General features: G+C 64.6%; 16 protein-coding genes and 1 pseudogene. 1 reads left to right on the plus strand and 16 read right to left on the minus strand.

The window, feature by feature from the left end; genetic code table 11:
- Positions 1-157: 157 nt before the first annotated feature.
- Positions 158-448, minus strand: coding sequence for a hypothetical protein (locus tag PX554_RS20405; RefSeq protein WP_275504326.1), 291 nt, complete (start codon positions 446-448; stop codon positions 158-160).
- On the opposite strand from PX554_RS20405, the pseudogene PX554_RS26710 reads away from it, so the two are divergent.
- Positions 392-574, plus strand: a pseudogene (locus PX554_RS26710) (HIT family protein); the annotation flags it as partial. The gene PX554_RS20405 and the pseudogene PX554_RS26710 sit on opposite strands and share 57 nt — an antisense overlap.
- A gap of 3 nt (positions 575-577) precedes the next feature.
- Here the strand turns inward: PX554_RS26710 and PX554_RS20410 are convergent.
- The 15 genes from PX554_RS20410 to PX554_RS20480 form a co-directional block, all read right to left on the minus strand.
- Positions 578-793 carry a hypothetical protein gene (locus PX554_RS20410; RefSeq protein WP_275504327.1) on the minus strand — a complete coding sequence of 72 codons (216 nt, stop codon included), beginning with the start codon at positions 791-793 and terminating at the stop codon, positions 578-580.
- 194 nt (positions 794-987) lie between these two features.
- Positions 988-1,671: a ZIP family metal transporter gene (locus tag PX554_RS20415; protein WP_275504328.1), complete on the minus strand. Its 684-nt coding sequence runs from the start codon at positions 1,669-1,671 to the stop codon at positions 988-990.
- A gap of 73 nt (positions 1,672-1,744) precedes the next feature.
- On the minus strand, positions 1,745-2,716 hold the full coding sequence (locus PX554_RS20420) for a cation diffusion facilitator family transporter (protein WP_275504329.1): 972 nt from the start codon (positions 2,714-2,716) through the stop codon (positions 1,745-1,747).
- A gap of 23 nt (positions 2,717-2,739) precedes the next feature.
- Positions 2,740-3,075 (minus strand): DUF190 domain-containing protein, encoded by a 336-nt coding sequence (locus tag PX554_RS20425; RefSeq protein WP_275504330.1) that lies wholly within the window; start codon positions 3,073-3,075, stop codon positions 2,740-2,742.
- 14 nt (positions 3,076-3,089) lie between these two features.
- Complete coding sequence (locus tag PX554_RS20430) at positions 3,090-6,347, minus strand: efflux RND transporter permease subunit (RefSeq protein ID WP_275504331.1); 3,258 nt, start codon at positions 6,345-6,347, stop codon at positions 3,090-3,092.
- Between the two features lie 3 nt (positions 6,348-6,350).
- The gene (locus PX554_RS20435) at positions 6,351-7,517 is read right to left on the minus strand and encodes an efflux RND transporter periplasmic adaptor subunit (RefSeq protein ID WP_275504332.1); all 1,167 of its coding nucleotides are present in this window, start codon (positions 7,515-7,517) and stop codon (positions 6,351-6,353) included.
- A 122-nt stretch (positions 7,518-7,639) separates the two neighbouring features.
- Entirely contained in the window at positions 7,640-8,905 is a 1,266-nt protein-coding gene (locus PX554_RS20440; protein WP_275504333.1) for a TolC family protein, read from the minus strand.
- Positions 8,906-8,970: 65 nt separating this feature from the next.
- Positions 8,971-9,231 (minus strand): hypothetical protein, encoded by a 261-nt coding sequence (locus PX554_RS20445; RefSeq protein ID WP_275504334.1) that lies wholly within the window; start codon positions 9,229-9,231, stop codon positions 8,971-8,973.
- 93 nt (positions 9,232-9,324) lie between these two features.
- On the minus strand, positions 9,325-9,990 hold the full coding sequence (locus PX554_RS20450) for a cation efflux transmembrane domain-containing protein (RefSeq protein WP_420833476.1): 666 nt from the start codon (positions 9,988-9,990) through the stop codon (positions 9,325-9,327).
- Positions 9,991-10,076: 86 nt separating this feature from the next.
- Positions 10,077-11,987 (minus strand): FTR1 family protein, encoded by a 1,911-nt coding sequence (locus PX554_RS20455; RefSeq protein ID WP_420833472.1) that lies wholly within the window; start codon positions 11,985-11,987, stop codon positions 10,077-10,079.
- 163 nt (positions 11,988-12,150) lie between these two features.
- Positions 12,151-12,570, minus strand: a complete 420-nt coding sequence (locus PX554_RS20460) for a MerR family transcriptional regulator (RefSeq protein ID WP_275504335.1) — start codon at positions 12,568-12,570, stop codon at positions 12,151-12,153.
- A 98-nt stretch (positions 12,571-12,668) separates the two neighbouring features.
- Positions 12,669-13,061: a copper-binding protein gene (locus tag PX554_RS20465; protein WP_275504336.1), complete on the minus strand. Its 393-nt coding sequence runs from the start codon at positions 13,059-13,061 to the stop codon at positions 12,669-12,671.
- Between the two features lie 17 nt (positions 13,062-13,078).
- Positions 13,079-16,216 carry an efflux RND transporter permease subunit gene (locus PX554_RS20470; protein WP_275504337.1) on the minus strand — a complete coding sequence of 1,046 codons (3,138 nt, stop codon included), beginning with the start codon at positions 16,214-16,216 and terminating at the stop codon, positions 13,079-13,081.
- Positions 16,213-17,715 (minus strand): efflux RND transporter periplasmic adaptor subunit, encoded by a 1,503-nt coding sequence (locus tag PX554_RS20475; protein WP_275504338.1) that lies wholly within the window; start codon positions 17,713-17,715, stop codon positions 16,213-16,215. Before PX554_RS20475 ends, PX554_RS20470 begins: the two co-directional genes overlap by 4 nt.
- Positions 17,712-18,941, minus strand: coding sequence for a TolC family protein (locus PX554_RS20480; RefSeq protein WP_275504339.1), 1,230 nt, complete (start codon positions 18,939-18,941; stop codon positions 17,712-17,714). The genes PX554_RS20475 and PX554_RS20480 overlap by 4 nt, the downstream gene beginning before the upstream one ends.
- Between the last annotated feature and the right edge of the window lie 83 nt (positions 18,942-19,024).

The raw sequence follows: 19,024 nt of genomic DNA on the forward strand, positions 1-19,024 counted from the left end.
CCTAATGACGGCGACAGCGTTCGCTAAAAGTTCTCCCTTAGCGTACGTAAAACACACTTTCGTGTAGTGACCCCTACAAGCATATCGAGCACTGGAGCGTCGGACCCAAGGGCGTGAGCCACCATCCAGCAACGCCAATGGAGCTCTCGGAAAGTGATCAGGCGGATGTCGCATAGCGCTTGAATGGACAACGCGAAGGCACCTGCCAAACAGCCTCACCGACCGGCACCCCGCGCAGCGGGACGATGGCGGTGGGGTTGTGTCCCTCTCGTGTAGGGCACCCATCGGGATCAAATAAGCGGTGACCGAGTGCACACTTCAGCATTGCGACTGTCCGTTTTGCGGCGTTCATGAGGATATCATTGTTGCGCGGAATGATCTGGCGGTAGCGCTGCGCGACACGACGCCCGTCACGCACCTTCACACGCTCGTGGTCCCGATACGTCACGCCGAGACCTCTTTCGATCTGTCGCCTGACGAACTGAACGCTACTCACGAACTCTTATGGCGCCTACGCGAAGCGATCCTCGCGGACGATGCTACCGTTACAGGATTTAACCTAGGCGCGAACGTGGGCTTAGATGCCGGTCAGACAATCCTTCATTGTCATATTCACCTGATTCCACGTCGGCACCGCGATGTAGGAGACCCCAGGGGCGGTGTCCGCGGTGCCGTCGCCCGCGCACGCATCCTTGACGATGGCGACCTCGATTTCGACGAAGCCGCCGGATGGATTGCCGACCTTCGCAGGCGGTATCCGAGACTGACGCAGCGACGGATAGCGGCATTCCAACCGCTTCCGATCATTTCCGAGACGCCGGCCACGCGTCGGGCTTTCGCGTGTTCAGGATATCTGAAATAACCAATATCGATCCTCCAGCCGTGGGGCCGGCATGTTAGACGGCAAGCGGTTTGAACATGCACATTGGCCACACGGCCCTATCCATCTAGAGGGATTTTTTCCGACATCCGTTGGTCGTCGAGATATCAGATCAATTCCTCAAGCAGCAGCAGCGCGAGGAAGCCGACGAAGAACATCGCGCTGATAAGGGGGCTGTCCGGCTTCTCATGCGCCTCGACGAGCAATTCTTCAGTGACGAGGTAGAGGAGCGCGACAAGCCCGAAGCTCAGAAAGCCGGAAATGACGACCGGCGGAAACCCAGCAACCGGCAGCGCGAGCAGCGTTCCCAGCGGCATCAGCAGCGCGAGCGCGGTCGTTATCGTCACGATGCGCAGCTTGGATGTGACGGTTTCGCCCAACTCCTCGGTCACCGTGACGCCAAGGAACAGGACTTCGAGCGTCAGGGCGATCGTCAGCAACAGCCCCGCCTTCGCGCCGGCGATGAACGCAAGACCCAGCACGAGGCCATCGATCAGCAGATCCGTGCCGATGGCGCCGATCAGCGCGAGCGGGCCACGGACGCGCTTTTCCAGCGACTTGAGCCCTAGCATGACCACGACGCCGGCCGCGCCGCCCGCCAATGTCGCCAATGGCGCTCGGCCATGCATCACATCCGGCAGAATCTCGGTGGCGGCGGCGGCGAAGACGACGCCGGCGGCGAGGTGCTGGATCGCGCTGGTGAGCTTCGGCCCTGGCCGTCGCCCTACGGCGAATATGGCGCCGATCAGCACCGCAAGGACGGGAATGATCGTATAGGCGAGTGCTGTCATTCATCGGTCCTCGGCTTGCCGGACGCGCCGGCTAAAGCGTCCGTGTCAGAGTCGCTGGTCGGCCACGCCATCGTCATACGATGTGATCAGGTTCCAAGGCGCACGGCGTCCCGGCATCCGTTTCGATCTGGATCGTGGCGTGATCGATGCCGAACCTGTCTTTGAGGGTTTCGGCGATCTGCACGGAGAATGCATCTCCGGGATAACCGTCCGGGACGAGCAGATGCACGGTCAGCGCGGTCTCCGTCGTGCTCATCGGCCAGACATGGAGATCGTGGACGCCCTTCACGCCCTTTTGCTTGCGCAGAAAGGTGGCGATACGCGCGGGCTCGATCCCGGCTGGGGCGGCCTGGAGACTCATATTGACCGAGTCGCGCAACAAGCCCCAGGTTCCGATCGCGACCACGACGACGATCACCAGGCTGGTCACGGGGTCGATCCAGGTGCGGCCAGTCAGCACGATCGCGAGCCCCGCGAGGACTACGCCGGCCGACACCGCCGCGTCGGCCGCCATGTGCAGGAAGGCGCCGCGGATGTTGAGGTCGTCCTTTCGTCCCCGCATGAAGAGCAAGGCCGTCACCGTGTTTACGACAATGCCGATGCCGGCGACGATCATGACCGTGGTGCCAGCGACCGGCGCGGGCTCGGCGAAGCGCCGGATCGCTTCGATCGCGATGACCGAAATGGCTACCAGCAGGAGCAGCGCATTAAGCAGGGCCGCCAGGATCGATGAACTGCGCAGACCATAAGTGTATCGTCCCTGCGGCCGGCGCCGGGCAAGTGTCGCGGCCCCCCAGGCGATCAACAGACCCAGCACATCGCTGAGATTGTGGCCGGCATCGGCGAGCAGCGCCATCGAACCAGCGATGATGCCGTAGGCCGCTTCGACGACCACGAAGCCGATATTGAGGGCAATGCCAATAGCGAAGGCACGACCGAAGTCAGCCGGCGCGTGGCTGTGCCCATGTCCGCCATGCCCGTGATCATGAGCAGCATGACCCTCATGGCCATGCGCGGGATCACCATGGTCGTTATGCTCCGACATATCAGCCGATCCTTTCTCATGCGTCACGCGATAGCTCCCCCAATATTGTCGCCGCCCAGCACTTCGACCGCTTCGAGGGTGATAAGGCCGATGCCTTCGATGTCGCCAAGGCTCGCCGCAAAGGCGCGTAGGCTTGCCTCGGCGTCCACGATCTCGATCACGAGCGACTGATCATCCTCGAGAAGATGGGGCCGATGTAAGTGGGCGCTGCGGCCGAAGCCGAACAGCGCCTGGACGACCGTCGCCCCTGCCAGTTTTGCGTCACGCGCCCGCGTGGCGACCACCTCGAACACCTTGCGGTCGCCGAAGTAAGCAGCCTCGTCGGTGTAGATGCGCAGCAATTTTGCTTGTTCGCTCATCTTCTTATCCTCTCTCACGATGTTGCTGGCGAGGCATTCAGCGCCTCTTCGCCACGCTGTTTTGCCGGCCTACGACCGATCCGCTCGCCAAAGCCCAGCACCACCTTCGAAATGGCGGGAAGCACCAAGAGCGTCAGGACCGTGGCCGCGATCAGGCCACCGATCACGACGGTCGCCAGCGGTTTCTGCACCTCGGCGCCGGTGCCATGGGCAAGCGCCATCGGCACGAACCCGATCGCAGGCACGAAGCCGGTCATGATGACCGGACGCACCTTCTCGAATGTGCCTTCGATGATGGCGCGACTGAGTTCAATGCCCGCTTCCAGCTTCTCCCGGATAGCGGACATCACGACGAGGCCGTTCAGCACCGCGACGCCCGCCAGACAGATGAACCCGACAACCGCCGAGACGGAGAAGGAGATGCCTGTCAGCCAGAGGGTGAAGACCCCACCCGCAAGCCCCAACGGGACGGCGAAGAACACCGCCGCGGCCCGGGCAAGTCCGCCCAGCGCCATGTAGAGCAGCCCGAAGATTGCCAGGAAGCACAGGGGCACGACGATCGACAGCCTCTGTGCGGCCGCTTGCAGGTTCTGGAACTGGCCACCCCATTCCAGATAGGAACCCGATGGCAAAGCCAGCTTGTCGACCTTGGCCTGCGCCTCCGCGACGAAGGAACCGACGTCCCGCCCGCGAACATTGGCCTGGATGACCACACGCCGCTTGCCGTTTTCGCGGCTGATCTGGTTCAGGCCTTCGCTGAACCGGAACTGCGCGACCTGCGAGAGCGGAACAGAACCCCTGTGCTCTCCGGCCTCCTGGGGAAGCAGGACCGGGAGCGCGGCGAGGGAATCAAGGCTCTCCCGGGTAGCGGCGGGAACCCTGACCGTCACTTCGAACCGGCGATCGCCCTCGAAGAGCAGGCCCGCTTCCCGGCCGCCCATCGCGGCCGCGACCGTATCGGCAACCTCCTCGATGGTGAGACCGTAGCGGGCGATCGCCGCACGATCGAACTTCACGTCGAGCGTCGGCGAACCGCTGGTCTGCTCCGCCTTCACATCCGCAGCACCAGGAACCGTCTGGAGCAAGCGAACGACTTCCTGTGCCGTGGCACCCATCTTGTCGAGATCATCGCCATACAGCTTGATCGCGACATCGCCGCGCACGCCAGCGATCAGCTCGTTGAAGCGGAGCTGGATAGGCTGGCTGACCTCGAAGGCGTTGCCGATCTTCGTGCCCGCCCGATCCTCGATCCGCTGGAGCACGTCGGCCTTCGTATTGACGCCCTCCGGCCATTCTTTCTGCGGTTTGAGGATCACGAAGCCATCAGAGATGTTCGGCGGCATCGGATCGGTTGCGACTTCCGCCGTACCGGTCTTGGAGAACATGAGCGCCACCTCGGGCAGACTGGTCACGGCGCGTTCCACCTCCCGCTGCATCGACAGGGATTTTTCGAGGGAAACCGAGGGCACCCGGCTCGACGCCAGTGCGACGTTCTTTTCATCGAGTTGGGGGATGAATTCCTGCCCGAGAAAACCGAACACCAAGGCCGAGGCCGCAAAGAAGGCGAAGCCGGCACCGATGAACGGCCAGGGCCGCGCCACGGCTTTGTCGAGCAAGGGCGCGTAGCGGGCTTTGGTCTTGGCGATGATCCAGACCTCCTTTTCCGAGACTTTGCCACGGATCAGAAGGGCAACCATCGCCGGAACGAAGGTCAGTGCGAGGATGAAGGCCGCGACCAATGCCAGCATAATCGTGATCGCCATCGGCGAGAAGGTCTTGCCTTCGACACCGGTGAACATCAGCAACGGCGCGAAGGCGAGCAGGATGATGCCTTGTCCGAAGACCGTCGGCTTGATCATCTCCTGCGAGGCCCGCATCGTCTCCTCAAGCCGCTCGCGCAGGTTGAGCAGCCGCCCTTCATGCTCCTGGCGGTGGGCAAGCCGCGCCAGGCAGTTTTCGATGATGATCACCGCGCCATCGACGATCAGGCCGAAGTCGAGCGCGCCCAGACTCATGAGATTGCCTGGGATGCGGAAGGCATTCATGCCGATCGCCATCATCAGGAACGAGAAGGGAATGATCAGCACCGCGATGATCGCCGCACGGACATTGCCGAGCAGCAGGAACAGGGCAGCCGCGACAAGGATCGCGCCCTCGATCAGGTTCCGCTGCACCGTCGCGACCGTGGCGTTGACGAGCTTCGAGCGGTCGAGCACCGTCGTCACCTTGATGCCCGGTGGCAGCGACTTTCCGATACCGTCCAGCCGTTCACCGACAGCGCGCGCGACGACGCGGCTGTTTTCGCCAATCAACATCAGCGCAGTGCCGACTACGGCTTCATGGCCATTCTGGCTGGCCGCGCCGGTGCGCAGTTCGCCGCCGGCCTTCACATTGGCGACATCCTTGACCGCGATCGGCAACCCGCCACGCGTGGCGACGATCGCGTCGGCAATTTCGTCGATATCGCGAATACGCGCGTCCGCGCGCAGCAGAAACGCCTCGCCGCCCCGGTTGAAATAGTTGGCACCCACCGCGAGGTTCGATGCCTCGAGCGCCTTGGCAAGCTCGGAATAGGAGATGCCGTAGGAGGACAGCTTCACCGGATCGGGCTCGACAATATATTGCTTGGCGTAGCCGCCGATCGAGTCGATCCCCGCGACGCCCTGCACCGTGCGAAGCTGGGGCCGGATGATCCAGTCCTGCACCGTGCGCAGATAGGCGGCGCGGCCCACTTCATCGGTCAACCGCGCTCCTTCGGGGGTCAGAAAGCTGCCGTCCGATTGCCAGCCAGGCTGACCGTTGCGGATCGTTGCGCCTTTCCCACCTGGATTGGCGAAGTCGACTGAATACATCAGCACTTCACCAAGGCCCGTCGTGACAGGGCCGATTTGCGGTTGCACACCTTGCGGAAGCGTATCGCGCGCCTGGGTCAGCCGTTCGCTGACCTGCTGGCGGGCGAAGTAGAGGTCGGTCTTGTCGGTGAAAATCGCCGAGACCTGACTGAATCCGTTGCGCGAGAGTGAGCGGGTGGTTTCCAGGCCGGGAATGCCGGCAAGCGCCGTCTCGATCGGGAAGGTCACGCGCTTTTCGATTTCGATCGGCGACAGCCCACGCTCGACGGTGTTGATCTGTACCTGGTTGTTGGTGATGTCGGGCACGGCGTCGATCGGCAGCTTGGTGAGCTGCCACGCGCCGAAGCCAGCGATGACGAGAAAGAGGAGAACAACCGCCCAGCGCGCACGGACGGAAAGCGCCATAAGGTTCGCGATCATGGCCTATTCCTCCTCGCCTGCGCCCTTGCCGAGCTCGGCTTTGAGCAGGAAGGCGTTCCGGGTGGCGACGGCTTGGCCGGCAGGGAAACCCGATACGATTTCGATCCGGCCGGCACTGCGCTGGCCGGTCGTCACTGGCGTCGCCTTGAAGCCCTTGGCGGTACGGACGAACACGACGTCGCGACCGCCCACGGATTGCACCGCTTCTTCGGGAACAACGATCGCGCTGGACGTAGCGCCTCGGCTCGGAATCATCCGCACGCGCACGGCAAGGCCGGGTTGAAGCAGGCTGCTGGTCACGTCGAGAACAGCAGTGGCAGCGCGCGTCTCACCACTCAGCGTGGGGGTCACCGCCCGCACCCGCGCATCCACGGTACGGCCATCAGGCAGTTCGACGATCGCCCTGTCGCCCGCTTCGAGGCGAGCGGCATCGGCAGCGCCGACCGCGGCTTCGATCTGGATCTGACGCGGATCGGCAACCCGGAACAGTTCCGTCTCCGGTTGCACAAAGGCTCCCAGACTGACCTTCATCGCGGTCACGCGACCCGAGATCGGGCTGGCGAGAACAACGCCCCGACCATCGGACGTGATATTGGCGGCGCCTGCTGCCACCGCCGCTCGCCGGGCTTCCGCGGCGGCCGAGGCCGCATCCGCCTGCGCGGTTTCGAGATCGACTCGCGCGGACACCTTCTGGTCATAGAGATAGCGTTCGCGGGCGAGAGCCTTTTGCGCCAGCGTCGCCTTGGCGCCGGCAGCGGTGCGATCCGCTGCAATCTGCGCCGCGTCGCGGCTTTCGACCACCGCCAGCGCCTCACCGGCCCGAACCGGATCGCCAAGCCTTTTCAGGACACGCGTTACGGCGCCCCCGGCCCTCGCGGTCACGATGGCTTCACCGGTCGGCGAAGGGGTGATGACGGCCTGGGAAATGATCTCCGCGCCAAGCCCGCCAGCGGTGATCGTCTCGGTGACGACGCCAGCATCCTTGATCGCGGCCGCTGATATCGTGATCGTATCGGCGGGCGCGTCGGCATTCGCCTCGTCGCTCTTTGCAGCAGTCTCGGCCGTGGCCGCTGGCGTGTCGCTCGTGCAGCGCGCGACGGTAAAACCGCCGACCGCGGCGAGCAACACGGCGCCCGCCACGCCGCCCAAAAGGCGCTTGTCTTGGATCATAGGATATCTCCGGAATGGGGCTGGCCTGGGCGTGACGGCTCGGCGATCGGCCGCGCAGATGTCGCCGTCATGATAGGAAAGTGCGCGTTGAAGCACGCCAATGGGAAGAACGGCTGCATCGCTCAGCGCTCCCCCACTTCAGGTGCGGGGGCGGTCAGCCGCTCAAGCCGCGCTTCGGCATCGTGATAGGCCGCAAGCGCATCGGTGAACGCGGCGCGCGTCTCGGCAAGCGTTCTTTCGGCCTCCAGCAGGTCGAGCTGGCTGAACTTGCCCTGGGCATAACCGACACGGGCAATCCGGGCCGTCTCCAAGGCGGCCGCAAGACCGGGGCCGCCCGTCGATCTGGCTGTCGCCGCCGCATTGGCGAGCTGGGCCTGTGCGCCAGCAATAGCTTGCTCGGCCTCGATGATCGCCAGCCTGCGATTGGCGTCGGCACGATCCTGTTCGGCCCGAGCCTGGCTGACGGCCGCGGAACCGTTGTTGAAGACCGGAAAGGGAATCGCGATCCCGATAACGGCGGCCATATCATTGGTTTGCGCAAGGCGACGGGCGCCCGCGCTGATCGTGATGTCGGGCACGCGCTGGGACCGTGCGAGGCGAACCTGGGCGCTCGCGGTGGTCACGTCCGCCTGCGCGGCAGCGAGCGCCAGCGTTCCATCCGGGGCGACCGGCATTGCCGGCCCATAGCCGCCGATTCGATCGAACCAGGCCAGATCCAGCGCGCCGTCGATGGGTTGACCGATCAGGCGCGCGAGATTTCCGCGCGCTACTTCCGCCTCACGGGTCGCCCGTTCCAACCCGAGTTCGGCGTTGACACGCAGTACGTCGGCGCGCTGCTGGTCGATCGGCGCTCCCGCCCCTGCGGTCACGCGGACGCGCGCGGCCCTGAAGGCATTCCCTGCGATCTCTGCTTGCTGACGGGCGATATCCACGCGCCGCTCGGCGGCGGCGGCTTCGATATAGGTCTGCGATATACGCAGATTGAGATCCGCAAGCGCGATCGCCGCATCGATGCGGGCGCGATTGCTGCGGGAATCGGCGACCGCGATCCGGGCCGAACGCTTGCCGCCCAACTCGATCGGCAGGGCAAGACTCGCCGTCGTCTCGGCGCTGCGCACGCCGCGATAGTCGCCCGACCCCGCGACATTCTCCGACTGCACCTGAATTTCAGGGTTGGGCCGGAGGCCGGCAATAGTGCGTGCGGCGCCGGCGGCGCGTATGTCGGCACTTGCCGCATCGATACTGGGAGATCTGCCCCCAGCGAGGGTGCGAGCACGTTCGAGTGTGAAGACAGGTTGATTGGCAGAGGGCGGCGATGTGGCCGTCTGCGCCTGCGCGATCGACGCGCAGGACGTTACGACCCATAGGGCCGCGATGACACGATACATGGATAAAGAACTCCTGACGAACCTTGAGAGCCCGCCGGTCGACGCCGATGGGAGCTAGGAAATCGTCAGGCCTGTGGAGGTCGTAGCGCCGGGTCGGCCGCCGCGGCCGCCAGGGCTGTCACCTGTGCCGGTCGCGTCATCGATCCAATCGAATCCTGTCCAAAGGACTCGACCTTCGCCATTGGTGCCGCGACATGATGGCCGTGGCAGCTGGCATGATGGTGGGGATAGCCCTTGTCGCTATCCGCAGGCACCTGATCGCCGTCGCCATCGGTATGGCCGATCTCGGCGGCGCTATTGGCATCGATGCAGACGATCGGCTCCATTGCGTGCGAGACCGATCCCATCCCCAGGGACAGGAATACGGCCAGACAAGCAAAAAGGATCGTCAATCGATGCATCTACGCTCCCTTTAGCAACTACAGGCTCGGAGAGACCAGCGAATGTTGTGCCGGACCTTCACTTGATGGTTTCGGCCACAGTTCTGCGCGCGCTTGGGCAATGATCTGCAGACCACCCCAGATACCCAGGGCCGCCATGATCAGAGCGACCGCCAAATCCGGCCAGGCGGTGCCCGTGCCGACGACACCGGCCGCCGCGAGCAGGACGGCAAGATTGCCGATCGCGTCGTTGCGTGAGCAAATCCAGACCGAGCGCATGTTCGCGTCGCCGCTCCGGTAGCGATAGAGCATGAACGCGACGCTGCCGTTTGCGATCAGAGCGATCACGCCGACGATGCCCATTGTCTCAGCCTGTGGGACGCGGCCACCCAATGCGGCAAGGACGGTCGTGACCAACACATAGAGTCCGAAGGCGAGGATTGTGCCGCCCTTAAGCAGCGCGGCGCGCGACCGCCATCCCAGCGCCATGCCCGCGACCCCGAGGCTGATCGCATAATTGGTGGAATCGCCCAGAAAATCGAGCGCATCCGCCTGCAGCGACCGCGATCCCGAAGCGATACCCATGACGATCTCGCCGGCGAACATTGCCAGATTGATCGCAAGCGCAATCCACAGCATGCGGCGCCAGCGCGGATCGGGGGTCTGCGGTGTGTCAGACTGGCAGCTGCTACAGACCATGGTCATGTACTCGCGCAAATATCATGAGAGCCCTATGCACCCTCTAGTCACTAGAGGGTCAAGGCGAATATTGCTCAAGGGCGCAGACTGCATCAGCCGGTCGCCACGGTCGCGCGGCGCCGGTTGAGGACGAATCCGCCGACCACCGCGAGGAGCATGAGCAGTTGGGCGGCCATCGACTGCAAGGTCGGGAAGATGCCCAGCATCGAGACGCGGATTCCGCCGGCGAGCGGGGCGATGTCGATGATGCCGGCTTCCTGCAGCGCGGCCACGCCCTTGCCGGCGAGCACGACGGTGAGAACCGCCATCAGCCACGCGCTATAGGTGAAGAACTTCGCGATCGGCAGGTCGCGGCTGTAGCGCAGCATCGCCCAGGCAATGAGTCCGAGCAGCAGGACAGCTGTGCCCGCGCCCGCCAACATCATGCCGCCATTGCCCTGGGTCCAAAGCGCGGCATAGAACAGGATCGTCTCGAACACCTCGCGATAGACGACGATGAAGGCCAGGCCGAACAGGAACCAGGCCGACTGCCGCGACAGCGCGCGCGACATCTTCTCTCGAATATAGCGCTGCCATTGATCCGCCTGGGCCTTGCCATGCATCCAGATTCCCACGGAGAGCAGGACGACGGCGGCGAACAGCGATCCGAACCCTTCGGTAAGCTCCCGGCTCGCTCCACTGATTCCGATCGCATAGGTAGCGATCGCCCAGGTCAGGCCGCCCGCCGCCAGCGCCCCGATCCAGCCGGCATGGACATAAGGCAGCACTTCGGGGCGCTCGGCCTTGCGCAGGAAGGCGATCATCGCGACGACGATCAACAGGGCTTCGAGCCCCTCGCGCAGCAGGATGGTCAAGGCGCCCAGGAAGGTCGATGCGCTGCTCGCCGCGTCCGGGGACAATGCCGCATCGGCGTCATCGAACAGGCCGTCGAGCACCTGGACGCGAGTGGCAATCTCGTCAGCGGGGCGACCTTGCTGGAGCGATGCCCGGAACTCGCCCATGGCACTTTCGATATGCCCCATGAGCGTTGCGTCGCGCGCGGTCAGCATCGGCTCGAGCGGTTCGAACCCGTCAAGATAGGCGGAGAGCGCGAGTTCCTGGGCGGCGTGGCGGTCGCCACCACGATAGGCGGCAAGGCTCCGCGCCAGCTTTTCGCGCGCGACGGCCAGCGATCCGGGGGCCGGCTGGATCACCACCTCCGGGTGACGGCGCAGATAGGCGATTACCGCGTCGGCCTTGTCAGGTCCCACGGTCTTGGCGAGCGTTTCCGGCGTCAGTCCCGCGAGCGCTGTCAGGTCGGGAATGGCGTGCCGGAGACGGGCATCGGATTTCCACAGCCGCTCACCCTCGGCTGCCCGGGCGTCGGAAAAGGCGAAGCGACCGGCATAGAAGGCCAGCGCCCAGCGATCGTCGCTCGGCAGGCTCGCGAAACTCTGCATGGCCGTACCGTCGATACCCTGCTCGATGACCTGATAGAGCGCGAAGGGGCTGCGCTGCCGCGCGCGCACGATTTCTCTGAAAGCGATCGGCGGTGTCGCGAGCTTTGCAGCGTCGGGGCCGTGCCCATCTCCGGTCATGCCATGGCAGCTCGCGCAATTCTGCGTGAACAGGGTGGCGCCGCGGGCCAGGTCGGGCGCCTTGGCCGGCGCGAGGGGCACGGGATAGGCCTTGAGCAGATCGGCGGCGAGGCCATGCGCCATGCGGGCGACCTCTTCGGGTGTTCCCTTCGCGGCGATCACGCCCTGGAGCCGGTTCGCGCCCGCAATGAGCGCGGCGCGCGCCGGCGTGGGCGGCAGGGCGGCGAGACGGGTCGATACCGAAGCCGCGAATTCGGTCATCTCGGCATATTCGGAAGGACTCTTGACCCGACCGCCACTGACGGCACCGCCATAATCGACTGCCATATAGTCGAGCAATCGCCACGCCGTCTGCACGTCGGTGGTATTGGCGTGGGCAATGCCGCTAATCCCGACCATGCAGAGCAATGCTGCGAGGATGGCCATGAGACGCCGGATCAACGGCATCGGCGCGCGCGCGAAGGCAGGGCTGGAATCGAGAGATTCGCGGAGGTCTGGGCGGGACATGCAGGCCTGATAGACCCTCTAGCCACTAGAGGGTCAAGCGGTTTTGCGACTTAGTTGCAATAGCGCATCGGCCTCTCGATCGTCATCCCAGGCGCTCGGCCTCCGGTGCAAGTGTCTCGATGATGCGGCATTCGGAGATCGTGCCTTGCCCGCATTGGACGATGAGGCTGCTGAGTTCGGAACGAAGCGTCTCCAGATCCCTGAGCTTGCGATCGATATCGGCAAGATGTTCCCGCGCGATCAGATCCACCGCGGAGCAGGAAATGTCCTTCTGATCCGCCAACCCTAGCAGCGCCTGGACCTGATCGAGCGAAAACCCCAGCGCCCGCGCGCGACGGATGAAGCTGAGCCGCGCAAGATGCTGCGGCGAATAGACGCGATAATTGCTCTTGGTGCGTTCTGGCGCGGTGAGCAGCCCGACGCTCTCGTAATAGCGGATCGTCTCCACCTTCGTTCCCGTGGCGGCGGCGAGCTTGCCGATGCTGAGCGACCCCGATGACATCGATTACGACCCTGTAGCGACTTCAGGCTTTTATAGATCGGTGGCAAAAGGAGTCGAGCAGGCAGTGGCGCCGGACCAGACCGGCGCCATCGAACCTGTCAGGGTTGCTTGTGGATAGCGGTCACCTCGCCGGCGCTGCCTGTCAGCGTGACGTCGAAATCGACCTTATCGCCCACCTTCGCTGCGTCGGTAATTGCAGGCGCCGCTTTGAATGCCATGGTCATCGCTGGCCACTTGGCTTCAGGGATCGGGCCATGATTGAGCGTGATAGTGCCAGCGGTCTTGTCGATCGCGGTGACCGTGCCATGACCCTTGGCCTTGATGGCCGAGGTTGCGGAGGGCGCCATCGCCATATTTCCCATGTCGCCGCTCATAGCTGCGGCGGGTGCCGCCTGGTTGGTCTCGGCCGCAACGGGCATCTCCGCCTTCTTGCCGCACGCAGCAGTCAGGGCGACGAAGCCGAGGGCAATGGTCAGTCGTATATAGTGCATGGTCTTCTCCTTGCAGGTTAAACGGGTTGATGGGTGGGCTTGGTCTTCGGTCTGCGCAGCAGCAGATAGGCGGCAGGCAGGACGAACATGGAAAGCAATGGCGCGGTGAGCATGCCGCCGATCATCGGCGCGGCGATCCGGCTCATCACCTCCGAGCCGGCGCCCGATCCGAGCAGGATCGGCAGCAGGCCTGCGAGGATCACCGCGACCGTCATCGCCTTGGGCCGGACGCGTAGCAGCGCACCTTCGCGCACCGCCGCTTCGACCTCGGCGGCATCCGGATGGCTCTCGCGCTCTTCAAGCGCGTTCTTGAGATAGATCAGCATCACCACGCCGAACTCGGCGGACACGCCGGCGAGCGCGATGAATCCGACGCCCGTGGCGACTGACTGATTGAAGCCGAGCAGGTAGAGCGTCCAGATCCCGCCGGTAAGCGCGAACGGCAAAGTGCCCATGATGAGCGCGGCTTCGTCGAACCGGCCGAAGATCATGAAGAGCAGCACGAAGATGATCAGCAGCGTCGCCGGCACGACCAGCTTCAGCTTGGCGACGGCGCGTTCGAGATATTCGAACTGGCCGGAATAGGCGATGCTGACGCCCGGCGAGAGCTTCACCTCCTTCGCCACCGCGCGTTGCAGGTCGCCGACCACCGAGGCGAGATCGCGCCCACGCACATCGACATAGACCCAGGTAGAAGGCCGGGCATTCTCGGTCTTGAGCATCGGCGGCCCCTCGGCGATCGAAACCTTCGCTACCGTACCGAGCGTGATCTGCTGGCCCGACGGGGTCAGGACCGGCAAGGTGCGCAAACCTTCGAGGCTGTCGCGCAACTCGCGCGGATAGCGGACACTGATCGGATAGCGGGCAAGACCTTCGACCGTCTCCCCGATCGTTTCCCCGCCGATCGCGCCCGAGACGAGCGATTGCACGTCGGCAATGTTGAGTCCGAACCGCGCCGCCGAGGCGCGGTCGATATCGACATCGACATAACGTCCGCCGGTCAGCCGTTCGGCGAGCGCCGAACTCACGCTGGGCACGGTCTTCGCCACGGTTTCGATGTCATGGGCGATGCGATCGAGCTGGACGAGATCGGAACCCGACACCTTGACCCCGATCGGGCTCTTGATGCCGGTCGCCAGCATGTCGATCCGGTTCCTGATCGGAGGCACCCAGACGTTGGCGAGGCCGGGCAGCTTCACGGTGCGGTCAAGCTCGTCGACCAGCTTCTCCGGCGTCATCCCCGGCCTCCACTGATCGCGTGGCTTGAACTGGATCGTCGTCTCGAACATCTCGAGCGGTGCCGGATCGGTGGCGGTCTCGGCGCGGCCGGCCTTGCCGAACACGCTCTCGACCTCGGGCACGGTCTTGATCAGCCGGTCGGTCTGCTGGAGCAGCTCAGAGGCTTTCGCCGCCGATAGTCCCGGCAATGCCGAAGGCATATAGAGCAGATCGCCTTCATCCATATTGGGCATGAACTCACCGCCGAGGCGTGTAAGCGGCCAGGCCGTGGTGGTAAAGGCGAGCGCGGCGATCAGCAGCACCGTCTTCGGTCGCTGCATCGTCCAGTCGAGCGCGGGCCGATAGATATTGGTCAGCCAGCGATTGACCGGGTTCGACTGCTCGGGCGGGATTTTCCCCCGGATCAGCAAACCCATCAGTACCGGCACCAAGGTCACCGACAGAATCGCCGCCGACGCCATCGCATAGGTCTTGGTGAAGGCGAGCGGTGCAAATAACCGGCCCTCCTGTCCTTCGAGTGTGAATACCGGAATGAAGGAGAGCGTGATGATCAGCAGGCTGAAGAACAGGGCCGGGCCGACCTCGGCGGCTGCTTCGGTGATGACGATCCAGCGTATTTCGCCCTCGAGATGCTTGTCCGGGTGATCCTGCTCCCAGCGCTCGATCTTCTTGTGGGCATTTTCGATCATGACGACCGCCGCATCGACCATCGCACCGATGGCGATGGCGATGCCGCCGAGCGACATGATGTTCGCATTGACCCCCTGGAACCGCATCACGACGAATGCCGCCAGTACGCCCAAGGGTAAGGTCAGGATCGCGACCAGCGCCGAGCGGACGTGCCAGAGGAACAGGCCGCAGACTAAGGCTACGACGATGAACTCCTCGATCAGCTTGTGGGTGAGATTCTCGACCGCGCGATCGATGAGTTGCGAACGGTCATAGACCGTGACGACCTCGACGCCCGGCGGCAGGCTCTTCTTGAGATCGGCGAGCTTGTCCTTGACTGCCGCAATCGTTTCCCGCGCATTCTTCCCCGAGCGCAGGATCACAACACCACCAGCGACTTCGCCCTCGCCGTTCAGCTCGGCGATGCCGCGCCGCATCTCGGGGCCGATCTGGATCGTGGCGACGTCGCCCAGACGCACGGGCACGCCACCGGCCGCCGTCTTCAGCGGGATCGCCCGGAAGTCGTCGAGCGTCTTCAGATAGCCCGAGGCGCGGACCATATATTCGGCCTCGGCCATCTCCAGCACCGAGCCGCCGGCTTCCTGGTTCGCTTTCTGGATGGCATCGACCGCCTGCGCATGGGTGACGCCGTAGGCCGCGAGCTTCACCGGATCGAGCAGCACCTGATACTGCTTGACCATGCCGCCGATGCTGGCGACCTCGGCGACGCCGGGGACGGTCTTCAACTCGTAGCGTAGAAACCAGTCCTGAAACCCGCGAAGCTGGGCAAGATCGTGCCGGCCGGTCTTATCGACAAGGGCATATTCATAGACCCAGCCGACGCCCGTCGCATCGGGACCGAGCGCGCTACGCGCGCTCGCTGGCAAGCGGCCTTGCACCTGGTTGAGATACTCGAGCACGCGGCTGCGCGCCCAGTAGAGGTCGGTGCCGTCCTCGAAGATCACATAGACGAAGCTGTCGCCGAAGAAGGAATAGCCGCGCACCGTCTTGGCGCCGGGCACCGACAGCATGGTGGTGGTGAGCGGATAAGTGACCTGGTTCTCGACGATCTGCGGCGCCTGGCCGGGGTAGCTGGTGCGGATGATGACCTGGGTGTCGGAGAGATCGGGCAGCGCATCGATCGCGGTCGAGCGCACCGCCCATACGCCCACGCCGATGAGCGCCAGTACGCCGATCAGGACGAAGAAGCGGTTCCTGACCGACCAGCGGATGAGATGGGCGATCATTGGCCCGCTGCCTTCGCCATACGCCGGATCGTCGGTCCGGCCGATGGCTGGTCGAAGCCGAAGCGGACGCGATCGCCCGTCTTCAGGCCCCGCGCGATCTTCGGGTCGGGAAGCTGGAAGGTCATCGTCATCGCGGGCCAGCCGATGGCGGGCACCGGTTCATGGCTGAGCGTCACCGAAGTGGCGGTGATCTGTTCGATCTTGCCGACGGTCTCGTAAAGTGCGCCCGTAGCTGCGGGCTTCGCGGCCGCGGTTGGCGTGGCAGCTCCGATCGGCCGCGCTTCGACACCGGACAAACTTGCCTCGGAGTCGATCAGGAACTGGCCCGAGGCGACGATCTTTTCACCTTGGCTGAGGCCCGCCAATATCTCGGTATCGTCACCGGATTCGCGCCCGGTTTGTACCTCGGCGGGGCGATAGCGGCCCTTGTCGAGCGCGAGCATCACCAACGTCCGCTTGCCGGTGCGGATCAGCGCCTCGGACGGCACCAGCAATGCCGGTTGCGTACTGCCGCCGAACGACACGGTCGCGAACATGCCGGGCCGCAAACCCCGGCCGCGATTGGGAAGCTCGATCCGGACCGTGAGCGTCCGGCTGTCGACCTGAGTCGTGGGCAGGATCGCCGAGACACGGCCCGACAAGGTTTCGCCAGGGAAAGCGGCAAGCGTAGCCTGCACACTTTGTCCGGGTTTGAGCGGGCCAGCGATCGCTTCGGGCACGGCGGCATTGAGCCAGACGGTGCCGAGGCCGTTGATCTCCGCGAGCGTCTGTCCCGCCGTCATGGTCATGCCGGCGCGCACGTCCAACGTCTTGATCACGCCCCCGGTCGGCGTGGAGATCGTGACGACGTTATGCGGCCGTCCCGTTCGCTCGACCGCAGCGATCGTGCCGGGCGACATGCCGAGCAGCATGAGTCGCTGACGTGCCGCTTGGGTCAGCGCCGCGTTGCCGGCATGGCGAACCGCCAGAAACTCGGTCTGCGCGCCACCCCATTCGGGAACGAGTAATTCGGCGAGCGGTGCGCCCGCGCCGATCAGGTCGCCGGGTGCCCGGGCATAGACTCGCTGGACAAATCCCCCTGCACGAGCCTGGACGATTGCGACATCGCGCTGGTTGAAATCGATCGTGCCGGTGGCGGTCAGGCTGCTCGCCAGTTCTCCGCGCCGGACTGCCACCGTGCGGAGTCCCAACGTCTGCGATGTCGCAGGATCGATGCGGACGCCCGGCGCATCGCCACCGCCTTCATCGGCATATTTGGGGATGGTCTTCATCCCCATCGACGAAAGCGCATCCGGATTATTGTAATGCTCTTGCGGCACCATCGGATCGTACCAGTAGAGCGGCTTGCGGCCGGCATCGGCACCCTGGGCGGCTGATGGTGCGTCTGACGGATGGCTTGTCCAGCGCGCGATCCCGTAGCCGCCAGCTCCGGCGACCAGGGCAATGACAAGACCCGTGGCCGCGAGGCGGGGGCGGATCGTGGAGGCGGCTTCAGTCATTGGTCGTCGCTCCGATAGGTGAGGGTCAGCCTTGCGCCATCGGCGGCGACCAAGGCTTCGCGGTCGAGGGTAGTGAGGGTGGCATCGGCGAGGGCGGCATAAGCGTCGGCGATATCGACGAGGCTGGCGCGTCCTGCGGCGTAGCTGGCTGTTTCCAATTTGACGCGCTGATCAGCGAGCGGCTGCAGCGTATCCCGCGCGCGCATCCATTGCTCATGATGCATGACATGGTCGGCGAGATCGGCATCGAGATCGGCGACAAGCGCGCGCCGGGCGGCTTCGCGCTGGGCCAGCACCCGCCCGGCATTGGCCTGAGCCTCGGCGATCTGGGCGTTCTGACGATTGCGGGTGAAGAAGGGCAGGCTGAGGGTCACGCCTGCGGAGACATAGTCGCCGAAGCGGGGATCGCGGCGCTGGTAGGCCAGGTTGACGCCGAAGTCGGAGCGCCGGCCGGCATTGGCCATTCGGACATCGGCATCCGCCTGGCCGGATTGGGCATCGATCATCCGGATCGTGGGTTGACGATCCAGGCCCGCTCGCAGCGCGATTGCATCGACCGCAAAATCGGGGATCGGCCCGGCAATCTCAGGCGCCGGATCGCCTGTCCAGCGAGTCAATGTCGCACGCGCACGCGCGACGTTCGAAACCAGTTCGCTGCGGCGATCCTGCAGTGCCGCGACTGCCTGCCGCCCTGCGAGGGTCTGCGCTGGCCGCGCATTGCCCGAAGCGACCGCGCTGGTCGTGGTCCCTACCACGCGCTCGAGCCGGGACAGTACGTCGTCGAGCGCGGCAAGCCTGCGCTCGGCATAGGCCAGATTGATCCAGGCAAGTGCAGTGCCGACCTCGACGGTGCGGGCCTCGACCGCCGTATCAGCTTCCGCCGCCTTGATGTCGCTATCGGCACGCGCCTGCTGGGCATGGCGCCTGGCGAGATTGGGAATGTCTTGGCTGACGCCGACCCGCGCCATGGTGAAATCGTCACGCTGCGGCTCGAACGCGAGCGGTCCCGAGATCGGGAAGCTTTCGACGCTCACGCCGAGCGTCGGATCGGGCAGCGCGCCGGCGGCGCTGCGTGCCGAACGCGCTGCATCTGCGCCGAGCGCCTTGGCCTTGAGAGAAGGCGCTTCCTGCCGGGCACGCTGGAGCGCAGCTTCGAAGGTGAGCGGCCCGGCGGACGCAATGCCGGGAAGCATCGCGAGCAGCGGCAGACATAGAAACAATCGCATGGAAATCTCCTGATCGCGAGATCAGGCCGGCATCGCGCACTATGACGGGCACATCAGTGGCGGCGGAATGGGGGGCATCCCGC

The sequence above is a fragment of the Sphingomonas pollutisoli genome (assembly GCF_029167165.1).
Taxonomy (GTDB): Bacteria; Pseudomonadota; Alphaproteobacteria; order Sphingomonadales; family Sphingomonadaceae; genus Sphingomonas; species Sphingomonas pollutisoli.

Coding starts and splice junctions, on each gene's coding strand:
- PX554_RS20480 (WP_275504339.1), bottom strand. CDS start 18,941: ATGCGATTGTTTCTATGTCTGCCGCTGCTCGCGATGCTTCCCGGCATT.
- PX554_RS20455 (WP_420833472.1), bottom strand. CDS start 11,987: ATGGCCATCCTCGCAGCATTGCTCTGCATGGTCGGGATTAGCGGCATT.
- PX554_RS20460 (WP_275504335.1), bottom strand. CDS start 12,570: ATGTCATCGGGGTCGCTCAGCATCGGCAAGCTCGCCGCCGCCACGGGA.
- PX554_RS20470 (WP_275504337.1), bottom strand. CDS start 16,216: ATGATCGCCCATCTCATCCGCTGGTCGGTCAGGAACCGCTTCTTCGTC.
- PX554_RS20465 (WP_275504336.1), bottom strand. CDS start 13,061: ATGCACTATATACGACTGACCATTGCCCTCGGCTTCGTCGCCCTGACT.
- PX554_RS20425 (WP_275504330.1), bottom strand. CDS start 3,075: ATGAGCGAACAAGCAAAATTGCTGCGCATCTACACCGACGAGGCTGCT.
- PX554_RS20440 (WP_275504333.1), bottom strand. CDS start 8,905: ATGTATCGTGTCATCGCGGCCCTATGGGTCGTAACGTCCTGCGCGTCG.
- PX554_RS20445 (WP_275504334.1), bottom strand. CDS start 9,231: ATGGAGCCGATCGTCTGCATCGATGCCAATAGCGCCGCCGAGATCGGC.
- PX554_RS20430 (WP_275504331.1), bottom strand. CDS start 6,347: ATGATCGCGAACCTTATGGCGCTTTCCGTCCGTGCGCGCTGGGCGGTT.
- PX554_RS20420 (WP_275504329.1), bottom strand. CDS start 2,716: ATGTCGGAGCATAACGACCATGGTGATCCCGCGCATGGCCATGAGGGT.
- PX554_RS20475 (WP_275504338.1), bottom strand. CDS start 17,715: ATGACTGAAGCCGCCTCCACGATCCGCCCCCGCCTCGCGGCCACGGGT.
- PX554_RS20450 (WP_420833476.1), bottom strand. CDS start 9,990: ATGACCATGGTCTGTAGCAGCTGCCAGTCTGACACACCGCAGACCCCC.
- PX554_RS20415 (WP_275504328.1), bottom strand. CDS start 1,671: ATGACAGCACTCGCCTATACGATCATTCCCGTCCTTGCGGTGCTGATC.
- PX554_RS20435 (WP_275504332.1), bottom strand. CDS start 7,517: ATGATCCAAGACAAGCGCCTTTTGGGCGGCGTGGCGGGCGCCGTGTTG.